This window comes from Alcanivorax sp. REN37 (assembly GCF_041102775.1).
GTDB classification, from domain to species: Bacteria; Pseudomonadota; Gammaproteobacteria; order Pseudomonadales; family Alcanivoracaceae; genus Isoalcanivorax; species Isoalcanivorax beigongshangi.
In genome coordinates this window covers 2,294,658-2,314,856 of sequence record NZ_JBGCUO010000001.1, presented here as the reverse complement: position 1 = coordinate 2,314,856, position 20,199 = coordinate 2,294,658, and the positions used below count along the sequence as shown (strand labels likewise).

At 64.0% G+C, this 20,199-nt stretch carries 21 protein-coding genes; 9 read left to right on the top strand and 12 right to left on the bottom strand.

What is annotated here, in order from left to right:
* Positions 1-78: 78 nt before the first annotated feature.
* Together aceE and aceF are read left to right on the top strand one after the other, a co-directional pair.
* Positions 79-2,775, top strand: a complete 2,697-nt coding sequence (gene aceE, locus AB5I84_RS10500; protein WP_369455811.1) for a pyruvate dehydrogenase (acetyl-transferring), homodimeric type — start codon at positions 79-81, stop codon at positions 2,773-2,775.
* A gap of 23 nt (positions 2,776-2,798) precedes the next feature.
* Positions 2,799-4,469 (top strand): dihydrolipoyllysine-residue acetyltransferase, encoded by a 1,671-nt coding sequence (gene aceF / locus AB5I84_RS10495; protein WP_369455810.1) that lies wholly within the window; start codon positions 2,799-2,801, stop codon positions 4,467-4,469.
* Between the two features lie 102 nt (positions 4,470-4,571).
* Here the strand turns inward: aceF and AB5I84_RS10490 are convergent, their stop codons facing one another.
* The 10 genes from AB5I84_RS10490 to AB5I84_RS10445 form a co-directional block, all read right to left on the bottom strand.
* Positions 4,572-4,979: a hypothetical protein gene (locus AB5I84_RS10490; protein ID WP_369455809.1), complete on the bottom strand. Its 408-nt coding sequence runs from the start codon at positions 4,977-4,979 to the stop codon at positions 4,572-4,574.
* 88 nt (positions 4,980-5,067) lie between these two features.
* Entirely contained in the window at positions 5,068-5,772 is a 705-nt protein-coding gene (locus tag AB5I84_RS10485) for a response regulator (RefSeq protein WP_369455808.1), read from the bottom strand.
* A gap of 7 nt (positions 5,773-5,779) precedes the next feature.
* Positions 5,780-7,096 (bottom strand): ATP-binding protein, encoded by a 1,317-nt coding sequence (locus AB5I84_RS10480; protein WP_369455807.1) that lies wholly within the window; start codon positions 7,094-7,096, stop codon positions 5,780-5,782.
* A gap of 86 nt (positions 7,097-7,182) precedes the next feature.
* A complete protein-coding gene (locus tag AB5I84_RS10475) occupies positions 7,183-7,578 on the bottom strand; it encodes a YkvA family protein (protein ID WP_369455806.1) in 396 nt (131 codons plus the stop codon).
* Positions 7,578-8,123 (bottom strand): cob(I)yrinic acid a,c-diamide adenosyltransferase, encoded by a 546-nt coding sequence (locus tag AB5I84_RS10470; RefSeq protein ID WP_369455805.1) that lies wholly within the window; start codon positions 8,121-8,123, stop codon positions 7,578-7,580. The genes AB5I84_RS10475 and AB5I84_RS10470 overlap by 1 nt, the downstream gene beginning before the upstream one ends.
* Positions 8,120-10,012, bottom strand: a complete 1,893-nt coding sequence (locus AB5I84_RS10465; protein WP_369455804.1) for a TonB-dependent receptor — start codon at positions 10,010-10,012, stop codon at positions 8,120-8,122. Before AB5I84_RS10465 ends, AB5I84_RS10470 begins: the two co-directional genes overlap by 4 nt.
* Before the next feature lie 55 nt (positions 10,013-10,067).
* Positions 10,068-10,961, bottom strand: coding sequence for a ketopantoate reductase family protein (locus AB5I84_RS10460; protein WP_369455803.1), 894 nt, complete (start codon positions 10,959-10,961; stop codon positions 10,068-10,070).
* Position 10,962: 1 nt separating this feature from the next.
* Entirely contained in the window at positions 10,963-12,267 is a 1,305-nt protein-coding gene (locus tag AB5I84_RS10455) for an AmpG family muropeptide MFS transporter (RefSeq protein ID WP_369455802.1), read from the bottom strand.
* A gap of 23 nt (positions 12,268-12,290) precedes the next feature.
* Complete coding sequence (locus AB5I84_RS10450; protein WP_369455801.1) at positions 12,291-12,605, bottom strand: MGMT family protein; 315 nt, start codon at positions 12,603-12,605, stop codon at positions 12,291-12,293.
* Positions 12,606-13,364 carry an SDR family oxidoreductase gene (locus AB5I84_RS10445; protein WP_369455800.1) on the bottom strand — a complete coding sequence of 253 codons (759 nt, stop codon included), beginning with the start codon at positions 13,362-13,364 and terminating at the stop codon, positions 12,606-12,608. It lies immediately after the preceding gene.
* 298 nt (positions 13,365-13,662) lie between these two features.
* On the opposite strand from AB5I84_RS10445, the gene AB5I84_RS10440 reads away from it, so the two are divergent.
* The 7 genes from AB5I84_RS10440 (at position 13,663) to AB5I84_RS10410 (ending at position 18,762) form a co-directional block, all read left to right on the top strand.
* Positions 13,663-13,953, top strand: a complete 291-nt coding sequence (locus AB5I84_RS10440; protein WP_369455799.1) for a co-chaperone GroES — start codon at positions 13,663-13,665, stop codon at positions 13,951-13,953.
* Positions 13,954-14,009: 56 nt separating this feature from the next.
* On the top strand, positions 14,010-15,656 hold the full coding sequence (gene groL / locus AB5I84_RS10435) for a chaperonin GroEL (protein WP_369455798.1): 1,647 nt from the start codon (positions 14,010-14,012) through the stop codon (positions 15,654-15,656).
* Between the two features lie 171 nt (positions 15,657-15,827).
* The gene (gene rrtA / locus AB5I84_RS10430) at positions 15,828-16,445 is read left to right on the top strand and encodes a rhombosortase (protein ID WP_369455797.1); all 618 of its coding nucleotides are present in this window, start codon (positions 15,828-15,830) and stop codon (positions 16,443-16,445) included.
* Positions 16,446-16,486: 41 nt separating this feature from the next.
* Positions 16,487-17,257: a hypothetical protein gene (locus tag AB5I84_RS10425; RefSeq protein WP_369455796.1), complete on the top strand. Its 771-nt coding sequence runs from the start codon at positions 16,487-16,489 to the stop codon at positions 17,255-17,257.
* Complete coding sequence (gene rimI, locus AB5I84_RS10420) at positions 17,250-17,735, top strand: ribosomal protein S18-alanine N-acetyltransferase (RefSeq protein ID WP_369455795.1); 486 nt, start codon at positions 17,250-17,252, stop codon at positions 17,733-17,735. The genes AB5I84_RS10425 and rimI overlap by 8 nt, the downstream gene beginning before the upstream one ends.
* Positions 17,736-17,756: 21 nt before the next feature.
* Entirely contained in the window at positions 17,757-18,317 is a 561-nt protein-coding gene (locus AB5I84_RS10415; protein WP_369455794.1) for a GNAT family N-acetyltransferase, read from the top strand.
* A gap of 193 nt (positions 18,318-18,510) precedes the next feature.
* Entirely contained in the window at positions 18,511-18,762 is a 252-nt protein-coding gene (locus tag AB5I84_RS10410) for a YjhX family toxin (protein WP_369455793.1), read from the top strand.
* A gap of 400 nt (positions 18,763-19,162) precedes the next feature.
* Here AB5I84_RS10410 and AB5I84_RS10405 read toward each other — a convergent pair whose 3' ends face one another.
* On the bottom strand, positions 19,163-19,699 hold the full coding sequence (locus tag AB5I84_RS10405) for a hypothetical protein (protein WP_369455792.1): 537 nt from the start codon (positions 19,697-19,699) through the stop codon (positions 19,163-19,165).
* 77 nt (positions 19,700-19,776) lie between these two features.
* Positions 19,777-20,145 (bottom strand): MliC family protein, encoded by a 369-nt coding sequence (locus tag AB5I84_RS10400; RefSeq protein ID WP_369455791.1) that lies wholly within the window; start codon positions 20,143-20,145, stop codon positions 19,777-19,779.
* Positions 20,146-20,199 lie beyond the last annotated feature (54 nt).

Here is a 20,199-nt window from a genome sequence, read left to right as displayed (position 1 = left end):
TGGCCCGCCTTGCGAGACACCCTCGTGGCGGCGTACGAGAGCCGGCGAACCCGGCCAGAATCCAAGGACTTCGAAGCCATGAAATACCGTGGTGCCTTCAAGAACAATATTCTCGACGCTTATTTCGACGATACCGATCCGGTGGAAACCAAAGAGTGGCTCGATGCCCTCGAATCCGTGGTCCGCGAGGAGGGCGAAGAACGCGCCTCCTGGTTGATCAACCGCCTGACCGACATTGCCCAAGACCAGGGCTTATACCGCGCTCACCTCAACACCCCCTACCTGAACACCATCCCGCCGGAAGACGAGCCGCAATTCCCCGGCGACATTTTCATGGAGCGCCGCATTCGCTCGCTGGTGCGCTGGAACGCGCTGGCCACGGTGATGCGCGCTAACCAGAACGACGATGATCTCGGCGGTCACATTGCCAGTTTTGCGTCCTCGGCGATGCTTTATGACGTCGGTTTCAACCATTTCTTCCGTGCTCCCAGTGCTGAGCACGGCGGCGATCTGGTGTACTTCCAGGGCCACTCGGCGCCGGGCGTGTATGCCCACGCCTACCTTGAAGGCCGCTTGACCGAAGAGCAGTTGGATAACTTCCGCCGTGAAGTGGATGGCAACGGCCTGTCGTCCTACCCGCACCCGTGGCTGATGCCGGACTTCTGGCAGTTCCCCACTGTGTCCATGGGCTTGGGCGGCATCCAGGCGATTTATCAAGCGCACATCATGAAGTACCTGGAAAACCGCGAGCTGATCCCAGCGCAGAACCGCAAGGTGTGGGCGTTCCTTGGTGACGGCGAGATGGATGAGCCGGAATCGCTCGGTGCGCTGTCGTTAGCTGGCCGCGAACACCTCGATAACCTGATTTTCGTGGTCAACTGCAACTTGCAGCGGCTCGACGGCCCGGTGCGCGGCAACGGCAAGATCATCCAAGAACTGGAAGGTTTGTTCCGTGGCGCCGGCTGGAACGTGATCAAAGTGGTATGGGGGCGGCTGTGGGATCCGCTGCTGGAGAACGATCACAGCGGTGCGCTGCGCCGGCGCATGGAAGAATGCGTCGACGGCGAATACCAGAACTACAAAAAAGAAGGCGGCGGTTACACCCGCGAGCATTTCTTCGGCAAGTATCCAGAACTGAAAGAAATGGTCGAGCACCTGAGCGACGACGAAATCTACGCGCTCAACCGGGGTGGCCACGACCCGTTCAAGGTGTACGCCGCTTACCATGCGGCGGTGAACCACACCGGCCAACCCACTGTGATTTTGGCCAAAACCATTAAGGGCTATGCCACTGGCGCCGGCGAAGCGGTGAACAAAGCGCACCAGATGAAGAAGCTTGATCTGGAGAGCCTCAAGTCGTTCCGCGATCGCTTCAATATGCCGTTTACCGACGCCGAACTGGAGCAGGTGCCGTATTATCGGCCGCCGGCTGACAGCGCTGAAATGCGTTACCTGCGTGAACGCCGCGAAGCGCTGGGTGGCAGTCTGCCGGCGCGCCGCAGCGAAGCGCAGACGCTGACCATCCCGCCGCTGGAGACGTTCAAGAGCTTCCTCGAAGGCACCGGTGAGCGCGAAATTTCCACCACCATGGCGTTCGTGCGCATGCTGTCGGCGCTGGTGAAGGACCCGGAAATCGGCGAGCGCGTGGTACCGATTGTGCCCGATGAAGCACGTACCTTCGGCATGGAAGGCATGTTCCGCCAATTGGCGATTTACTCGTCCAAGGGTCAGCAATATCAGCCGGAGGATGCCGGCCAGATGATGTGGTACCGAGAAGATCGCCAAGGCCGAATTCTCGAAGAAGGCATCAACGAAGCCGGTGCTATGTCCGGTTGGATGGCCGCTGCGACCAGCTACAGCAACCACGATTTCCCGCTGATTCCGTTCTACATCTTCTACTCGATGTTTGGTTTCCAGCGCGTTGGCGACCTGGCTTGGGCCGCCGGTGACCTGCGTGCACGGGGCTTCCTGCTCGGTGGCACCGCCGGCCGCACCACGCTGAACGGCGAAGGCCTACAGCACCAGGACGGCCACAGCCATGTGCTGGCCTCCACCGTGCCCAACTGCGTTACCTACGACCCCACCTATGCTTACGAGTTGGCGGTGATCCTGCAGGACGGCCTGCGCCGCATGTATGGCGATAAGGAAAGCGTCTACTACTACATCACCCTGATGAACGAAAACTACGCTCACGGCGCGATGCCGGACGGTGCCGAGGAAGGCATTCGCAAAGGCTTGTATCTGCTGCGCGAAGGCGCCAAGGGCGGCGAGAAAAAAGCGCCGCGGGTCCAGCTGATGGGGTGTGGCACTATCCTGCGCGAAGTCGAAGCAGCGGCAACTATTCTGCGCGAGCAGTACGGTGTCGAGGCCGACATCTGGAGCGCCACCAGCTTCAACGAATTGCGTCGTGACGGTCTTGAAGTCAGCCGCTGGAATTTGTTGCATCCGCTGGAAACGCCGAAGCAAAGCTGGGTGGAGCAGTGCCTTGCCGGGCGAGAGGGGCCGGTGGTGGCGGCCAGCGATTACATGAAGATTTTCGCTGACCAGATCCGTCCCTTCGTGCCCGCGCCGTTCACTGTACTCGGCACCGATGGCTTCGGCCGCAGTGATTCGCGCCGCAAGCTGCGCCATCACTTCGAGGTGGACCGGGCGTTCGTGGCACTGGCGGCACTGAAAGCGCTGGCCGACCAAGGCAGCATCAAGCCGGAGGTGGTGGCCAAGGCCATCACTGAACTGGGCATTGATACGGACAAAGCCAATCCGGCCCGCGCCTGAGCCGCTGCGACGAGGAGAATCACGTGAGCAAGCACATCATCACGGTCCCCGATATCGGCAGCAGCGATCCGGTGGACGTTATTGAAATCAGCGTGAAAGTGGGCGATCAGGTCGCCGCCGAAGACACGCTGATCGTATTGGAATCCGACAAAGCTACGGTAGAAGTGCCGGCGCCGCGCGCTGGCACTGTTGCTGAGGTGTTGGTGAAGGTCGGCGACCGGATCAAAGAAGGCGATCCCATGGTCGCTTTTGCTGACGGCGAGGCCGCCGACAGCAGCGACGATCAAGCCGCCACCGAGCCGCCGCAAACGGCTGCCTCCGCCGACAGCGCGGCTGCTGCCAAGCCGGCGCCAACAGATCGGAGAGCAGACGCAAACGGCAACGACTCGTCTGGTTCAAGCGCTGGCGGCAGTCGCAAGATCACGGTGCCGGTGCCTGACCTGGGCGACATCAGCGATGCGGAAATCATCGAGCTGTCGATTGCCGCCGGTGACCGTGTCACCGCCGACCAAATTGTGGCGGTGATCGAGTCCGACAAGGCGTCACTGGAACTGCCGGCGCCGGAAGCCGGCACTGTGGTGGCGGTGACGGTGAAAGTCGGCGACAAGGTCAATTCTGGCGATGCCTTCTTCGAACTGGAGGTGACTGGCGGCGCAGCACCGGCCGCGGCAAGCGAGCCAGCGGCTCCCGCGGCGCCCGTTGCCACCCGCGACGCGCCGGTGGCGGACCACAAACCAACCACAGCCAAGCCACCGGCGGCGGCCAGTGCCCAGCCGACAGCGGACACCGACACCGACGCGCCAGTGCATGCTGGCCCAGCGGTACGGCGTTTGGCGCGTGAGCTGGGAGTGAGCCTGGTGGGGGTCACCGCCACCGGTCCGCGCGGGCGCATCCTCAAAGAGGATCTGCACGCCTTCGTCAAACAAGCGTTGACCGCACCGGCGGCCACCGGCGGCAGCGGTTTGCCGGCGCTGCCGGAGATCGACTTTGCCAAATTCGGCACTGTCGAGGCCGAGCCGCTCAGCAAACTGCGCAAAGCGGCGGCCTGCAATCTGCACCGTGCTTGGCTGACGATTCCCCATGTCACCCAGTTCGACGAAGCCGACATCACCGACTTGGAAGCCTTCCGCCAGAGCGAAAATCAGCGCCTCAAGGCCAGCGGCGACAAGCTGACGATGCTGGCATTTCTGGTGGCGGCGTGCGCTAAGGCGTTGCGTGCGTTTCCACGTTTCAACAGTTCGCTGTCCAACGACGGTGAAACGCTGATCCTGAAGCAGTACGTGCACATCGGTGTGGCGGTGGACACGCCTAACGGGTTGGTGGTGCCGGTGATTCGCGATGCGGACCGCAAAGGCATTGTCGAGATTGCCCGCGAAGTGTCGGAGTTGGCTGGCAAGGCCCGTGACCGCAAGCTGACGCCGGGCGATATGCAGGGCGGCTGTTTTAGCATCTCATCGCTGGGCGGTATTGGCGGCACTGCCTTTACCCCGATCGTGAACTGGCCGGAAGTGGCCATCCTTGGCGTCAGCCGCACTCAGACCACAGCGGTGTGGGATGGCAGTGGCTTTGTCCCGCGCGACATGTTGCCGCTGTCGTTGTCCTACGACCACCGGGTGATTGACGGTGCTGACGCGGCGCGCTTCACCAGCTATCTGTCGGCGCTGCTGGCGGATTTGCGGCGCGTACTGCTGTAGTAGGGGCGTGCAAGCGGGGCGGTGAAATTTGTTTTTCATAGCCCCAAGGCGCCATAAAAAAGGAGCCAATAGGCTCCTTTTTTATGGCTGATGAAAACCGGTTCAGCGGTTGGCTTGACGTTCAGCGCGGCGTTCCGCAGCCCCATCACGACGCTGCTGTTGACGCTGTTCTTGCTCAGCACGGTGCGCTTCCAGTTTCGCCTGCTGGTCGCCGCGCAACTGGCCCAGCATTTCGGTGCGGTGCTGGTTGCGCAGGGTAGCCATTTCCTGTTTTTGGCGCTCAAACAGTTCGCTGAGGACAGCTTTCTGGTCATCGCTCAGTTCCACCGCGCGGTCCAGATGTTGCAGCTGGCGGGCGGTCAGGTCGCCGCGTTGCTGGTGGCCCATCCGGCTGCTGTGGTGGCGGCCGTGGCCGTCACGGGCACCGTCCTGCGGCGCAGCGTGCACGGTAGTGGCGGCAACGCCGACGGCGGTGATCAGGCTCAGGCCGAGCAGAGTGATCTTTTTCATGGCAAGGCTCCTTGGACTCAGGGTCGATGTGAAGAAGTCCATGGTGCGCGACCACTGTGCAGCAAATGTGCAGTGACCGTGGAAAGGATCAGCATGCGTCGTCGGCGTCGGTGATCTCGAACCGGTAGCCAGCGCCATAGATGGAGTGGATAAACGCGGTGCCTGGGAAGGAATCGGCCAGCCGTTTGCGTAGTTTTTTGATATGGCTGTCCACGGTGCGATCACTGACCACACGGTTGTCGGAATAGATGCGGTCCATCAGCTGCTGGCGCGAACGGATGTGGCCAGGATGCTCGGCCAGCACTCGCAGCAGCGCAAACTCGACCACCGTCAGCGCCACACTGTCGCCCTGGAAGCGCGCTTCCAAGCGGTTTTCATCCAGCGCCAAGGTGCGGTCGCTGGTGGCGGCCGGCGGCAGTTGGTTGGCACTGACGCGGCGCAGCAACGCCTTCACCCGCGCCACCACCTCGCGCGGGCTGAACGGTTTGCAGATGTAGTCATCGGCGCCCAGCTCCAGCCCCAGTAGACGATCCACTTCATCCACCCGCGCGGTGAGCATGATCACCGGCAGCATCGATTGCTGGCGGATGCGCTTGCACACCTCCAGACCGTCGATACCGGGCAGCATCAGGTCCAGCAGCACCACGTCGATGTCGGCTTCGGTTTCGACGCAGGCCAGCCCCTGCTCGCCGCTGTGGGCCACCAGCGTGCGGTAGCCGGCATGGTGCAGGTAGTCGGCCAACAGGCTGGCGAGTTTGGCTTCGTCTTCGATAATCAAAATGCGTGCAGTCATGGCGTCCTCAGGCAGCCAGCCGGGGCAGTGTTAGCGTCAGCCGCAGGCCGCCCAGCGCACTGGCGCTGGCCTCCAGCCGGCCGCCGTGGGCCTCGGCAATGCGGCGGGCCAGCGCCAGGCCGAGACCGGAGCCGCCCAGCTCGCGGTTACGGGAGGCGCTTTCGGCCCGGTATAGGTGGTCGAACAGGCGCGCTAGGGCGTCATCTTCAACGCCGGGGGCCGAGTCATCCAATGTGATCACCAGCTGTTCACCGCTGACGCGGGTCACCAGTTCGGCGCGGCCGTCCGGATCGGTGTACTTGACGCTGTTGCTGAGCAGGTTGGCCAGCAGTTGGCGCAGCCGGGTGGCATCGCCGCGCACCGGCAGCGGGCCGCCGTCGCGCCAGTCGGTGACGATCTGTCGCTCTTGGTAACCGGGCAGGAACAGCGACCATTGTTCTTGCACCAGCGCGCGCAGGTCGAGGCTGTCCATGCGATAGCGCAGCGTGCCGGCGTCGGCCAACGCCAGATCATGCAGGTCGTCGATCAGCCGCCGCAGGTGCAGAATTTCCTGGTGCAGTGATTCCAGTCGCGCCGGCTCCAGCGGGCGGATGCCGTCGATCAGTGCTTCCAGTTCACCTTGCAAGATGGCCAGCGGGGTGCGCAGCTCGTGGGACACATCGGCCAGCCAGCGGTCGCGGGCGCGGGCGGCCAGTTCCAGCGATTGCGCCAGGTGGTTGATATCGGCGCCGAGCACGCCCAGCTCATCGCGGCGTGCCATGGGTAGCCGCTGCTGGTAGTCGCCGTTGGCCATGCGCCGGGCGGCGTCGGTCATGGCAGTGATCGGCCGCACCAGATAGCGCGCCAACCGCCAAGAGCCGAGCAACGCCACCAGCAGCGCAATGGCGGTGGTCAACATCAGCGTGCGCAACTGGCGTGTTTCGAAGGTCTGGTCTACTGCATCCGGCGGCAGGTCCGGGCGCAGCGGCGACACCAGCATGCCGATGCGTTGGCCATCGCGCTGGATCGGAATACGGTGCAGCGGGCCGTGGCCCCGCGGGGTGCCGATGCGCACCTGGCCGCCGTCGTCCTCCAGCGCCATGTGGCGTGGCAGGCGCGGGGCATGGCGCGGGTGGCCGCGCCGATCGAGCGCGAAGGACCAATGGTCCGGATAGCGTTCGGCGAGGCGTTCGGCGTACTCCTCCAAGCGCAGCCGCTCGCGCTCGGTCAGGTAGTCGACCATCGCTTGATGGAAGCTGAGTTGGTAGGCCAAGGCCGCCGCCAGCACCAGTAGGAAGCCAGTGCTGGCGAGGACCAGGAACAGCCGAGTCTGGATGCGGTGCATGCCGAAGCTCCGTGGAATCACCGCGGCATCATAGCTGACACCGGCAACGGCCACTCAGCCCTTGCACGGTTTTTCCACAAAGCAGATCAGGCGAAGAAGAAGTAGTAGATGCCCCACAGTGCCAACGCCCAGAACGTCACCAGTGCCACCAGCACACCGACGGTGAGCAGCAGCGGACGCTTCACATAGCGCGCCACGAAGCGGGTCGTGCGCTCTTCAGCAGTGACGCGCACCTGCGGCGGCAGTCGTTTGACGATCCAACTCAGCGCCATCGGCACGATGATGATGTCGTCCACCACCCCGAGCACTGGAATCGCAAACGGAATCAAGTCGATGGGGCTGAGCAGGTACAGCGCGGTCAGCAGGCTGGCTACTTTCAGATAGCGCGGTGTCGCCGGATGGCGGAACGCAAACCACAACACCACGGCTTCCCGGCGAAAACGCAGGAATCGTTGTTTGAGAAAACCGAAAAGACGTCGCATCAAGAGTTCCGCCACAAGGTCTCGGGATGACCGGCTTGGCGATTGAGCTGTCGCGCTAACACGAACAGCAAGTCCGAGAGCCGGTTCACGTAGGCCAGGCTGTGCGGGTTCTGGGCACTGATGCGATGCAGTGCCACCAGATGCCGCTCGGCACGCCGGGCCACGGTTCTCATCATATGGCACCAAGCTGCCGAAGGTGTGCCCCCGGGCAGGATGAATTCCTGCAAAGAAGGTAATTGTTTGTTGATGGCCTGACACCACTGCTCAATGTGGAGCACATCCGCAGCGTCCAGCCGCAGCAGACCCGGCACCGCCAATTCAGCGCCGAGATCAAACAGGCGCTGCTGAATGCGGTCGAGGCCGGCATCGGTGTCGGCACCCAGCGCATGGCTGCGCAGCACGCCGAGCCCGGCGTTGAGTTCGTCGAGATCACCGAGCGCGTCGAACACCGGCGCCGACTTCGGCTGCCGGGAACCGTCCGCCAGACCACTGTCGCCGCCATCGCCGGTGCGGGTGATGACGCGGCTGATGCGGTCGCCACTCACAGCGATACCTCGGCGCTGAGTAGGAAGTAGCGGCCCGGCAGCGGGTAGGCATCGCTCTGCACGCCATCGGTCCAGGCCAAATCGGTGGCCGGCTTATCTTGCAGATTGTGCACCGACGCCCGCACCCGGTAGCGCTGCCACTGCACGGTGGCGGCGAGGTCGGTCCAGTAGTAGCTGCGCTGTTTGGGGAAATACTGGTTGGCCGGATCATTAAAGGTGTAGCGCTGCGCCACGTAACGCTGGGTCACGGTGAACGCCAGCCACGGCCGTGCCTGCCAGTCGAACGCCAAGTAATGGGAGCGGTGCGGCACCCCGGGCACATCGTTGCGGCCGTAAACGCCGTGCATGAAGCGCGAGCGTTGCAGGGTGTAGTTGAAAGTCATGGTGAGTTGGTCGTTCAACGCCCAGTGGCTATTGAGCATGTAGCCGTCGCGGCGGGTACGGTCATCAAGGTTCACCAACGTGCCCTGCGGGTCATACCACAGTTCGTGCTGATAACGGCCGCGGAAATAGGTGAACACCGAGCGCTGGATGCCCTGCTCCCAGCGGCCGCCGGCGCTGTACAGCGTGCCGGTCTGTGGGCGCAAGTTGGGGCTAGCCTGGCGCCATTCATCCGCCAACGGTACCCGCGCGGTGCGGCTGCCGTTGATAAACAGCGCCAGCACCGGCGCCGGCTGCCAGGTCAGGCCGCCTTCATAGAGTTCGTAGCGGGCATCCAGCTCGCCCGCGCCGCCGCCGGGCAGGTCGATGCGCTGGGTGGTTTTTTCCGAGCGTGCACCCAGTGTCAGGAACAGATCCGGGCGCAGCGTGGTGATGTTGTGCAAATACCAGGCTTCCTGGCGCTGGTCGAGATCGGCGTCCTGCTGGCCGCTGACCTGCTGGCGCCAACTGGTTTTGTACAGATCCATGCCCAGCGTCCAGCGGTGCGACAGCGCGCCAGTGGCCAGTTGACCACTGACGCGTGGGGTGAAGCCCCAGGTTTCCAGTTGGTCCTGTTCCAGCGCTGCCAGCGAATAACGGTCGTGGTGCCGGTCGGTACGTTGCCAGCTGCCTTCCACATAAAGGTCGGCCCAGGCGCCGCGCACCACCAGCCCCGGATTGACCAGGTAGTGATCCTGCTCGGCGGTGTCGAACGGGGTGCTGGCACGGCGCGGGTGGTCGCGATAGAGGTTGCCGCTGAGCGCGCCGGGCAAACCGACTTCCTCGCGGCCCGCCAGCGCGGTCAGGTACAGGGTGCTGTCGTCCAGTTCGCGGCGCAGGTCGATGAAGGCACTGCCTTGGTCCAGTCGGCTGTTGTCGCGGTCGCCGTCGCTGTGCAGCCGACGCACGCCGAGCAGCGCCTGGCCGGCGTCGGACGCGGCGCTGCCGCTCAGCTCGGTGCCGAGAGTGTGGTCGCTGCCACCTTGTAGTTGCAGCGTGGCGCCGGACTCGCGGTCTTGGCGGGTCACAATGTTGATCAAGCCAGCACTGGCGCCTTGGCCGTACAGCACCGCGCCAGTGGCCGGCAGCACTTCAATGCGGGCGACGGTGGCAAGCGGGATCGCCTGCAAGCGGGTGAGGTCGCCGGACAGGTTGTGCAGCGGCCGGCCATTGAGCAGCACCAGTACGTTGCCGCTGGCGCTGGCGCCGAACCCGAGCAGGTCCAGCGAGGCCTGACCGTCGCGGCCGCTGAGCCGGCGCTGGGCCATCACCCCGCCGACACTGTCGAGCGCATCGAGCAGGCTGTGGACGTTCAGGCGGCGTAGATCGGTGTCGGTAAGCACCACCGCACCGGCTGGCAGCGCGCCCCCGGCCGGGTCGGTGCGCACGCCGGGCATTTCAGCGGTGGCGGCGGTGGCGGTCAGCAACAGGGCGGTCAGCGCCAACGGGCGCAGCGGGGACAATGACATGGCGGCAATCCTGCAACAGGGGAGCAAGCGCGTGGGGTGCGCGGCTTGCGCGACATTAAAAGGTGCCCGGCAGCGGGTCAACCGAGGCCAGCGGCCACTGCAGGCGCGCCACCACCTCGGTGTGATGCGGCAGTGACAGGTGGTGCTGCGCGGCGGCGCGCAGCAGCGCACCGTTGATGAAATCGATTTCGGTGGCGCGTCCGGCACGGCGATCCGCGCACATGGATGACAGGTTGCCGGCGGTGGCCACCGCCACCTGCTCACTGCGGGCGAGGGTGTCATTCGGCCAGTGTTCGAACAACCGCCGTGCCAGCGCGTCCACTTCTGCTGCCAGCGCCGCCATCGCCGCGCGCCGACCGGGCTCGGCCAACAGTTCGCCGTTGCGGCAGTCGTAGAGCGCCGTGAGCGGATTGAGCACCGCATTCACTGCCAGCTTGCGCCATTGTTGCCAGTGGATGTCGGTGCGCCATTGCAGCTTGGGCCAGAACTGCTGCAGCCCGGCGAACCACGGCGGTGGCAGTGCGGAGCCGTCGCCCAAGTAGGTATCGTTTTCCGCCACCCGGTGCACGTGCATGACGCCGTCGGCACCGGTGTCGCGCCAGGCGCCGCTGAAGCTGATTGCCTCGATGTGCCGCAGCGGCGGCAGCCCCAGCGTGGTGGGGTCGAGCAAGCCGTTCTGCAATCGCAACAGCACGCTGTCGTGATCGAGGCGGGCGCGCAGGGGCGCCAACGCGGCAGCACTGTCTTGTACCTTGGTGGCCAGCACCAGCAGTTGGATCGGCGCGCCGTCATCGGCGGCCAAAGTGCGCTGCCACTGCATCACGCCGTTGCTCAGCCGGCGCGTCAGTGCGGCGCGGCCAGCGGCGATGCAATCCCAGCCGGCATCAGCGAAATAATCCGCCGCCAGCGTGCCGAGGTTACCGGCACCGAGCACATAACAGCGCGGCACCTCAGGGACTCCGCTGCGCGGCGTGATCGGGGAAGCGCCGCATGATCAGCCACAGGAGCGGCAGCCCCACCAGCGCCAGTGCCGCGGTGAGCATAAAGAACAGCGACCAGTTGCCGCCCAGCTGATCGACCACGTAGCCGCTGGACGACGCCAGCCAGATACGCGACAGGTTGCCAAGCGAGGACAGCAGCGAGTATTGGGTGGCGGTGTACGCCACGTTGCACAGACTCGACAGGTAGGCTACGAATGCCACCGTCACCAGCCCCATGGTCAGGTTGTCGGAGATCACCGCCACCGCCAGCGCCCAGTTCTGCGGCCCGATCACCGCCAGTGCCGAGTAGGTGAGGTTGGTCAGCGCCGCCAGCAGGCCGCACAGCATCAGCGCTTTTAGGTAGCCGAGCCGCTGCGCCACTAAACCGCCGAGGAACACCCCGATCAGGTTGGCGAGGAAACCGTAAATCTTGGAGATGTTGGCGATGTCCACCAGCTCGAAGCCCAGCTCCAGATAGAACACGTTAGACATGCGCCCAAGCATGGCGTCGCCGAACTTAAACAAGAACACGAACGACAGGATCAGCAGCCAACCGTCGCGCTGAGTGAAGTCGCGGAACGGCTCCACCAGCGTATGGCGCAGCCAACCAGTGACCGTCTGCCAGCGTGAGGCACTGGGCGGCGCTGGCGGCGGTGCGGTGCGTTCCGGCTCCGGGCTCAGCAAGACCGCCACGATGCCCAGCAGCAGCGACAGCGCCAGCACCTGATAGGACAGGTTCCAGCCGTAGTAATGCGCCAAGTACAGACCGCCGGCGCCGCCGACCATGGTGCCGCCCAGGTGCCAACCCCAGATCGCAATCGCCGAACCGGCGCCGTACTGATTGGGCTTCAGCGATTCAATGCGAAACGCATCCAGCACGATGTCATAGGTGGCGCTGACGAAGCTCACCATCACCGCCGCCAGCGCCAAGGCTTGGATGTGACCGGCGGGCGAGAAGCGCGCCATGAACAGCAGCGTTGCCACCATCAGCAATTGGGTCAGCAGCATCCAGCTGCGGCGTTGGCCCAGCCAGCGCCCCAGCAGCGGCAGCCGCAGCTGATCCACCAACGGCGCCCACAGAAAACTGATGGCATAAGGCGTGGAGGCGAGCGCGAACAAACCGATGTCGGTGCGGCTGATGCCTTCGGTTTTCAGCCACATCGACAGGTTGGAAAACACCAACGGTGCCGGCAGACCGCTGGCAAAACCGAGCACCAGTAGCGCCAGCATGCGCGGCTGCAGGTAGATGCGGGCACTGGCTAACGGCGCAGACATTCACAGACTCCGGGAATGGGGGCTCAGGGCTGCCAGCGGTGCACGCTCATGCGTACCCGTTCGCCCTGGAAGGTGACACCCTCGGCGCGCAAGCGCTCACGCTGAGCGGCGCCGGCCGGGGTGGCACCGTTGGCGCACAGCACGCGGTGCCAAGGTAACTGCGAGCCGGGCGGCAGTTGGCGCAGGATACGGCCGACGTGGCGCGCATGACGCGGCTGGCCGGCCTGCGCGGCAATGTCGCCATAGCTGGCCACCTGGCCAGCCGGGATCGCTGCCACTATGTGCCACACCCGCTCGGCGAACGACGGCTGCGGCGCCGTGGCTGCGGCGTCGATCATTCAGCGCAGGCCGCCGTCGGTGTCGATGCAGCGGCCGGTGAAGTAATCATTCTCGAAGATGAATTGCACGCTGCGGGCAATATGGTCCGGCTCTCCGAGCCGCTTGAGCGGCACGCCAGCCACCAGCCGGTCGCGGGCGTCGGGCTTCATGGCCGCGATCATGTCGGTATTGATGGTGCCGGGGGCCACCGCGCCGGTGCGGATGTTGTAGCGCGCCAGCTCTTTGGCCCACACCTCAGCCAGCGCCACCACGCCGGATTTGGCCGCCGCATAGTTGCTCTGGCCGAAGCTGCCGTGGCGCGCAATGGAAGAGATATTCACGATCACGCCTTCGTCCACCTGCTGCGCCACCATGTGGCGCGCGGCTTCACGGCCGCACAGGAACACGCCGGTGAGGTTGACGTCGATCACCGCCTGCCACTGCGCCAAGCTCATGGTGCTGATCTCACCGTCGCGGGCTTTCACCAGCAGGCCGTCGCGGGTGATGCCGGCATTGTTGACCACCCCGTGCAGGCTGCCGAAATCACTGACCACCTGTTCAAACAGCGCCACCACCGCGGCTTCATCGGCAATGTTGGCGCGGTAGGCGCGGGCACTGCCGCCGGCGGCGGCACAGGCGGCAATGCTGGTAGCGAGGTCGTCGTCATTGAGATCGACACAGGCGAGGGCGGCGCCCTGACTGGCAAGGCGGGTGGCAATGGCACGGCCGAGCCCGCGGCCGGCCCCGGTGACAACAATGGTTTTTCCACGCAGATCCATGACGCGGCTCTCCTTGGCGGGCTCGCAAAACAGTCATCTCAAGCGGGCAAGGTTAGGGGGCGGGGGGCGGTGGTGCAACGATCGTGGCGGCAACCCTTGAAAGGGCTGGCGGCGACCCCACTAACAGCGGCCGAGGCCAACAGGGTGTGGGTGGATGCCTATTGACGACACCCGAACTCCAATTATGATTGGCACTCGCTGCCCGAGAGTGCTAAATCGCCTCCGGGCCGGTGGCCAACCGCCGCCGAACACGAATTAAACACCCGAACAGTTCGACCTCAACAGGAGAACAGAGGCAATGAAAATCCGTCCTTTGCATGATCGCATCGTGGTTCGCCGCGCCGAAGAAGAAACCAAGAGCGCTGGTGGCATCGTGCTGCCCGGGTCCGCGGCGGAGAAGCCGGCCCGTGGCGAAGTGATCGCTGTCGGGAAAGGCAAGATCACCGATTCCGGTGATGTGCGCCCGATGGACGTGAAAGCCGGTGACCAAGTGATCTTCGGCCAATACGCCGGCAACACCGTCAAAATCGACGGCGAAGAGCTGCTGGTAATGAGCGAATCCGAAGTGCTGGCGGTGATCGAGGGCTGATTACTGCCCCCGCCGTGACTCCCGCAACCGAATTGAGCAATTGAGGAAGATTCAACATGGCTAAAGAAGTTCTGTTCCGCGACGAAGCCCGCCAGCGCATGCTGCGCGGCGTCAACATCCTGGCTGACGCAGTCAAAGTGACCCTGGGCCCGAAAGGCCGCAACGTGGTGCTCGACAAATCCTTCGGCGCCCCGCTGATCACCAAAGACGGCGTGTCCGTGGCTAAGGAAATCGAACTGGAAGACAAGTTCGAGAACATGGGCGCGCAGATGGTGAAAGAAGTGGCCTCCAAGGCTAACGACGAAGCCGGTGATGGCACCACCACCGCCACCGTACTGGCCCAAGCATTCGTTAACGAAGGTCTGAAGTCGGTTGCCGCTGGCATGAACCCGATGGACCTGAAGCGCGGTATCGACAAAGCAGTTGCTGCGGTTGTCGCCGAGCTGAAGAGCCTGTCCACCCCGTGCGAAACCACCAAGAACATCGAGCAGGTGGGCACCATCTCCGCCAACTCTGACGTGTCCGTGGGCCAAATCATCGCAGAAGCGATGGAGCGCGTGGGCAAAGAAGGCGTGATCACCGTTGAAGAAGGCACCAGCCTCGAAAACGAACTGGACGTGGTTGAAGGCATGCAGTTCGACCGCGGCTACCTGTCCCCGTACTTCATCAACAACCAGGAAAAAATGGCCGTCGAACTGGACGACCCGTACATCCTGCTGGTGGACAAGAAGATCTCCAACATCCGCGAACTGCTGCCGGTGCTGGAAGCAGTAGCCAAGTCTGGCAAGCCGCTGCTGATCATCGCTGAAGACGTGGAAGGCGAAGCGCTGGCTACCCTGGTCGTGAACACCATGCGCGGCATCATCAAGTGCGCAGCGGTAAAAGCACCGGGCTTCGGCGACCGCCGCAAAGCCATGCTGCAGGACATCGCGATCCTGACCGGCGGCACCGTGATCTCCGAAGAAGTGGGCCTGAGCCTGGAAAGCGCGTCGCTGGAAGACCTGGGTACCGCTAAGAAGGTCAACATCGACAAAGAGAACACCACCATCGTGGGCGGTGCTGGCAACGAAGCCGACATCAACGGCCGTGTGGAGCAGATCCGCGCTGAAATCGAGAAGTCCTCTTCCGATTACGACCGCGAGAAGCTGCAAGAGCGCGTGGCCAAGCTGGCCGGCGGTGTTGCAGTCATCAAAGTTGGCGCTGCCACCGAAGTGGAAATGAAAGAGAAGAAAGCCCGCGTTGACGACGCGCTGCACGCCACCCGTGCGGCAGTGGAAGAAGGCGTGGTAGCTGGCGGCGGCGTGGCACTGGTACGTGCCCTGTCCAAGCTCGGCGAGCTGAAAGGCGACAACGAAGACCAGAACGTGGGTATTGCCCTGGCAGTACGTGCGCTGGAAGCACCGCTGCGTCAGATCTCTGCCAACGCCGGCGCAGAAGCGTCCGTCGTGGTACAGACCGTGCGCAATGGCGACGGCAACTTCGGCTTCAACGCGGCCACCGGTGAATACGGCGACATGCTGGAAATGGGTATCCTCGACCCGGCCAAAGTGACCCGTTCTGCGCTGCAAGCTGCGGCGTCCATCGCGGGCCTGATGATCACCACCGAAGCCATGGTGGCTGACAAGCCGGCTCCGGCCGGTGCGGCAGACGCCGGCATGGGCGGCGGCATGGGCGGTATGGGTGGCATGGGCGGCATGATGTAAGCCGTTCCCACCCCGGCCCGGCGCGGTCCGGGCTGACCCTAAAAACGCCTTCTGCATAGCAGGAGGCGTTTTTTTTGCCTTAAGCAAATGGCGTCGGCGCAAGAGCATTGCCCTGCGCGGCCAAGCGCCCGCGAGGACCGCCCATTGGCGCGGCACCAACGCTGTGCTCCAATGCCGTTTATGTTGCCGTCCCCGTTGTTGTCATCCCCGTCCCGCCCGCTGACCTGGCGTAGCTGGTTGCCCTGTGCACTGATCCTGGTGCTGTTTGGTGCGGCCGCCGGCGTGGTGGACCCCTGGTTGGAGTACCAGCGCAGCGCGTTGGAACAGGGGCAGTGGTGGCGGTTGTGGAGCGCCCATTGGGTGCATGCCAACCTGGCCCATGCACTGCTCAATGTCAGCGGCTTCGTACTCTGCTGTTTGGTGTTCTCTGATCTGTACCGACGTCACACGCTGCTGCTGTGGTGGCTGCTGGCGCCGCCACTACTGAGTGCCGCGCTGTGGATCGGTGATGGTCTGGAAGGGCCCTATGTGGGCCTGTCCGGCATGCTGCATAGCTGGCTGGTGTGGGCGCTGGTGGTGGGGCTGCCGGGCCATCCGCGCTTGCATGGCGTGCTGTTGCTGGCGCTCGGTGGGCGCCTGCTGTGGGAGCAGCTGCCGGGCTATGACAGCGGCTATCTATCCGCCTGGGTGCCGGGCAGCGTGTATGTGAATGCTCACCTGTACGGCGCGCTGCTGGGTCTGGCGGGCGGCCTCGTCAGTCTGCTGTGGCGCCGTCGCAGCCGCCGCTGATCTGCTACACTGACGCCCTTTCCATCACCGCGACCGCGCTCATGTCCGCTTTACCCGAACCTCATCGACAGGCCTACCTGCAGGCACTGGGGCTGACCCCTTGGGTGGCGCGCCGCAGTGTGCCGGCGGCCGCGCCGTCCCCGGTGTGGGCGTGGCCGCAGCCGCTGACGCCGGCGCCGGCTGATGCCGTGCCGGACCCGGTGCCAGTGCCGACCGCGGTGTCCGCGTCGAACGCCGCGCCGGCTGCCACCGTTGAAGCACCAGCCGGTAGCGGGCCGCTGTCGGCAGCACTGGATGCGGTGCCGAGCTTGGCTCCGGTCGCGCCGTCGGACGCTGCCGAGCCCGCATTGCCGGAGGCGGCCGGCGAGGCCGGGCTTACTCTTACCCTGGAAGCGCTGTGGCTGGGTTCGCTGTGGTTGGTTGTCGAGCAAGACGATCCCCACGCACCGGCGCTGGGCCGTGACGCCCAAGGTTTGGCGCAGGGGCTGGCGGCGCTCTGGGGCGGTCGTAGCCAAGCGCGGCGCCGGTTCCAATTCCCGCCGGAGCGGATGCGTGTTTCGCGTGAGGAAACCGGGCAGGCGCTGGATGCGTTCCTGCGTGGTCTGTGCCGTGCCCAGGCTGGGCAGGTGCTGCTGTGTGCGTCGGAGGCGGTGGCTACTGCGCTGCAACGGCCGCGCTATCAGTTGCATCAGCATGATGGCCTGTCGCTGCTGGTGGTCAGTGCGCTGGACGAAATGCTACACACCCCGGCGGAGCATAAACGCCGCACTTGGCAGGCGTTGCTGGCGGCGGGGTATTACCGCCGTGGCTGACAATGTCGTACCTTGGCTGCGCAGTGATGTGCAATGCCGGTTGATGACGGCTGATGATGTGACCGCCGTGGCGGCGTTGGATGCGGCGCTGCAGTTCAGTCCTTGGACGCCGGCGCTGTTTGCTGACTCGCTCCGCTATGGCCACCACTGCCGGGTGCTTGAGCTGCACGGCACCGTCGTCGGGTTTGCGGTGGTGTCAGAAGTGCTAGACGAAGCCCACCTGCTCAACATCGCCGTGGCCGGTGCTCACCAAGGCCGGGGCTGGGGCCGGGCGCTATTGGAGTTCATGGCGGCGGCCAGCGCGCCGCGCTGCCAGCAGCTGTTCCTTGAAGTGCGTGCTTCCAACCACGCTGCCCAGGCGCTGTATTTGAGCGTCGGCTTTGCCAAAGTGGGCGAACGCCGCGATTACTATCCTGGCCCCCATGGCCGCGAGGCCGGTTGGGTGATGCTGGCGCCGCTGCCGTTGCCGTCCCGCTGACCGCACTTTGGAGTTGCCCTGATGCTGATGTTCACTCCGTTGCAGACTCCGCGTTTGCACCTGCGTGCGCTGCGCGCGGAGGACGCCCCTGCGCTGCTGGATATCTTCTCCCGCGATGAAGTGAGCGAATACTACGATCTGGATACCTTCACCGAATTGGCGGAAGCCGAGCAGTTGGTGCGCGTTTGGCTGCGCCGCACCGAGGCCGGTGAAGGGCTGCGCTGGGCGCTGACCCGCTCCGGTGATGACCGCCTGATCGGCACCTGCGGCCTGCACCAATACTGTCCCAGCCACCGCCGCGCCGAGATCGGTTATGAGCTGCATCCGGACTGCTGGGGCCAGGGGCTGATGACGGAAGCGGTGCAGGCGCTGCTGGCTTACGGTTTTGGGCCGTTGGCGCTGCATCGTATGGAAGCCTTCATCGATCCCGCCAACCATGCCTCAGAGCGCTTGCTAGAGCGTTGCGGCTTGCGCAACGAAGGCATCCTGCGCGATTACTTTTTCGAGAAGGGCCGTTTCGTTAACGCCCAGATGATGGCCATCCTGGAGCAGGATTACGCCGCCTTGGCAACGCCGCGCTGAGCGTGGTAAAAACACCGCCTTCCTTTTGATCGGAGCTTCATGCGCAGATAACCCATCCCGCCCTGGTCTGGTTCCGCCCCGCTTGATGGTGGCGGTCTGTGCATGTTTGTGTCCGAGACATTCCCATGTTGAACGATTCCCCTGCGGCCGTTGGGGCCGTGGTCCGCGCACGCGTGGCGCGGCGGGAGGCGCTGTGAACGCGTCCCGCCTTGAACAGCGCATTCTCAAAGTATTGGCGCAGGGCGGTGTCCTGCTGGTGGAGCGCGATCAGCGCAAAACGTTGGTAGCGGTGGAGGTGCTGACCCGCGATGGTTGGTTTGTACCGGATATCACACCAGCGCTGTTTCTGTCGCTGCGAGCGAAACGCTTGATCAGCTCCCGTGAGCCGGGGCGTTACCGCATCAGCCGAGCCGGCTTGCTGTTGCTGCAACGGTTGCGCCGCTGAACCGGAGTGACTGACGCTGTCTGGAGACGGCCGGTAGCGTGACCGGGCCGGCTGTCTTTGGGCGGCATGCTAGTGTGGTGGTCATTTCAAATAAGGCTGAGGCCGAAGCTGATCCAAAGCTGCATGCAGGCATATCGTTGCTTTCTGCTTCTGCTTCTGCTTCTGCTTCTGCTTCTGCTTCTGCTTCTGCTGCTATTTTTATGCTCTGAGTTTTATTTTTTAGGTTCGATTTTTTAAAGAAAAAATAAGCGCTCGCAGTGACGGGGGGAAGCGCTGATGTCGAAATTAAAACGGGATTGCAGCGTCGGTGGAGCGGCAGGACATGCTTTACCGGGCATTGGAACAGGCGGTCGCTTAGCGGCTCACTCCCTGCACTGTGCGCCCCGCTGGCGGCCTGCCTTTAACGCCGCCGACCGACCAGCGCCCAGCCGATAATCGCCAGCAGGTACACCATCACCAGCAACCATTTGCCACTGGAACACAGCCAGCTAAAGGTGGCCAGTGCATCGGTAATCGATGCGGAGTTGGCGAGAAACAGTTGCTGTACGGTGTTTTCCAGCACATCCAGCAACGCCGACAATGCCGGCAACGGCAACAGCAGATTCCAGCGTTGGCTGGCGCCGGCGCGGCTCAGCACGATGGCCAGCAGAGTGCTGGCGAACAGGCCATACCACAGCGGATGCAGGGTATCCGGTAGCAAGTGGTCGCGGTAGGCGTAGAGCAGACCGTCGTGTTCCCAGGCTGCGAACTGCGCCAGATATTGCTCGGCACTGGTGTAGGTCAGCTGCATACGCAGCAAGGCGCTGGGGTCATCCAGTGGCGCCAGCGTCAGCAAGATCAGCGTTTGTGACAGCAGGAACACCACGCCGCTGAGCAGCGCGAGCCAAGGCAGATTGAGGCGGTCGCGCAGACGCATCAGGGTGCAGGGAGTGGACATGGCGGTATCCGCAGCAGTTTCGGGAATGCCGATTGTGCGGTGTGCCGGCGGCCCCGGACAAGGGTCGCCGGGCGCTATCACTGGGCGTGGCACTCCAATGAATCATCGGCGCCGGTGAGCAGGCCGACCTCGCCTTTGGTGTGCCATTCCAGGCTGCTGTCGACAAACAGCGCGCCGGACGCGGCGATTTCTGGCAACAGCAAATGATGCTCGCCATTCAAATGCAGGCGCGCGCCTTCGCTGCTGTATTCCACCGCCAATTCAGTGCCGTCTTGGCAAATATAATGGACGGTACGGGGCGGCAACGGGGTGTGCGGTGCGGCGTCGGGCTCGACGCGCATCGGTACCAGATCTGTGGGTGGGGTGACCGGATCGCAGGCGGCCAATGGCAGCAATGCGCCCAGCAGCGCCCCACGCAGGCTGCGGAAACGAAGGGCTGGATTCATCCTGAATACTCGTGCAAAGACTCAAAGGTAGGCCGGTGAAGGCCACGCAGGATT

Coding starts and splice junctions, on each gene's coding strand:
- aceE (WP_369455811.1), top strand. CDS start 79: ATGAAATACCGTGGTGCCTTCAAGAACAATATTCTCGACGCTTATTTC.
- AB5I84_RS10490 (WP_369455809.1), bottom strand. CDS start 4,979: ATGAAAAAGATCACTCTGCTCGGCCTGAGCCTGATCACCGCCGTCGGC.
- AB5I84_RS10485 (WP_369455808.1), bottom strand. CDS start 5,772: ATGACTGCACGCATTTTGATTATCGAAGACGAAGCCAAACTCGCCAGC.
- AB5I84_RS10480 (WP_369455807.1), bottom strand. CDS start 7,096: ATGCACCGCATCCAGACTCGGCTGTTCCTGGTCCTCGCCAGCACTGGC.
- AB5I84_RS10475 (WP_369455806.1), bottom strand. CDS start 7,578: ATGCGACGTCTTTTCGGTTTTCTCAAACAACGATTCCTGCGTTTTCGC.
- AB5I84_RS10465 (WP_369455804.1), bottom strand. CDS start 10,012: ATGTCATTGTCCCCGCTGCGCCCGTTGGCGCTGACCGCCCTGTTGCTG.
- AB5I84_RS10455 (WP_369455802.1), bottom strand. CDS start 12,267: ATGTCTGCGCCGTTAGCCAGTGCCCGCATCTACCTGCAGCCGCGCATG.
- AB5I84_RS10450 (WP_369455801.1), bottom strand. CDS start 12,605: ATGATCGACGCCGCAGCCACGGCGCCGCAGCCGTCGTTCGCCGAGCGG.
- AB5I84_RS10445 (WP_369455800.1), bottom strand. CDS start 13,364: ATGGATCTGCGTGGAAAAACCATTGTTGTCACCGGGGCCGGCCGCGGG.
- AB5I84_RS10440 (WP_369455799.1), top strand. CDS start 13,663: ATGAAAATCCGTCCTTTGCATGATCGCATCGTGGTTCGCCGCGCCGAA.
- groL (WP_369455798.1), top strand. CDS start 14,010: ATGGCTAAAGAAGTTCTGTTCCGCGACGAAGCCCGCCAGCGCATGCTG.
- rrtA (WP_369455797.1), top strand. CDS start 15,828: ATGCCGTTTATGTTGCCGTCCCCGTTGTTGTCATCCCCGTCCCGCCCG.
- AB5I84_RS10425 (WP_369455796.1), top strand. CDS start 16,487: ATGTCCGCTTTACCCGAACCTCATCGACAGGCCTACCTGCAGGCACTG.
- AB5I84_RS10415 (WP_369455794.1), top strand. CDS start 17,757: ATGCTGATGTTCACTCCGTTGCAGACTCCGCGTTTGCACCTGCGTGCG.
- AB5I84_RS10405 (WP_369455792.1), bottom strand. CDS start 19,699: ATGTCCACTCCCTGCACCCTGATGCGTCTGCGCGACCGCCTCAATCTG.
- AB5I84_RS10400 (WP_369455791.1), bottom strand. CDS start 20,145: ATGAATCCAGCCCTTCGTTTCCGCAGCCTGCGTGGGGCGCTGCTGGGC.